Raw genomic sequence first — 1,030 nt, 5'->3', positions numbered from 1 at the left:
CGCCGATTTTTTCGATTGCTAATACTGCTTAATCCTTAACCGAGAAGTATTGGGGCGGGTTTTGGATTTTCTCGGGCTTCTCGCCTACGGAATTCCAAGGGTTTCCGTATCCTTGTGAATGGGGAAATCACGCTATCCGAGAAGTATGGGGGCGTGGTAGCCCGATCGACAGTAGGAGCGGTAACCGCGGGCGATCGTGGAGGGAATAACAACCCGATCGCCGACTTATTTCTAACGCCAGGGCCGATTTCTTCGACGATGCCGACCCCCTCGTGTCCGAGGATCGTCCCCGGTTTCCTCCCCGGCATCGTTCCCCGGATCCTGTGTAATCCCTTTTCTGTCAGAGGTGGAATGCCGCCGATCCCGCGATCGAACGATCCCCTTACTGGGCAAGGATTTCGGGATTGAGTTGCTGACAGTTTCCCTCGATCGGGTCGTAACAACGCTCAATTCTCGTGAAACCATTGATAGACAAGCGTTTCGGCTCGGATTGCCAACAGGAACCGATCCTACTCTGATGAAAGAGGGTTATCCCTCTTCCGTCAGAGCGGGAGAGTTAGAATAGAGAGAAAAGCCCCCAAAGCGAGAGGTGGTATATGGTTAAGCCACGTCCCGACCAAAAAACGGTCACGATAGTAGATGAATACTGCTCTCTATATCGAGACCTATTTCCAGAAGTGAGAAGTTACGAGTATTTCAAATACCTGCATATCGGTCTGCTATCGGGGATAAAAAGAAAGACCTTGCCAGCGATAGCGAGAGAGGTAGGATTAGAAAATGAACAGGGGTTACACCATTTTCTGACGAGTTCACCCTGGTTAGCGAAGGATCTAAAAGAAAGAAGATTGAAAGTAATCTTATCCGTAGTAGGGAAAAGAGAGATTACCGTAATAATGGACGAAACGGGAGATAAGAAGAAAGGAAAAACGACGGATTATGTGAAAAGACAATACATCGGGAATATCGGAAAAGTCGAGAACGGGATCGTGAGCGTGAACGCGTATGGATTAATAGAAAGGATGACGTTCCC

The 1,030-nt window shown here is 48.7% G+C and carries 1 protein-coding gene; it reads left to right on the top strand.

Annotated elements, in window-relative coordinates; genetic code table 11:
- Positions 1–596: 596 nt before the first annotated feature.
- Positions 597–1,030, top strand: a 434-nt coding sequence (locus V0288_RS24945; RefSeq protein WP_332867905.1) for a transposase, incomplete at its 3' end; no start/stop codon positions are given.

The organism is Pannus brasiliensis CCIBt3594 (genome assembly GCF_036688125.1).
In the GTDB taxonomy this organism is placed as follows: domain Bacteria; phylum Cyanobacteriota; class Cyanobacteriia; order Cyanobacteriales; family Microcystaceae; genus Pannus; species Pannus brasiliensis.
The sequence above is the reverse complement of the archived record's forward strand: the minus strand, read 5'-3'. Positions and strand labels throughout refer to the sequence as shown.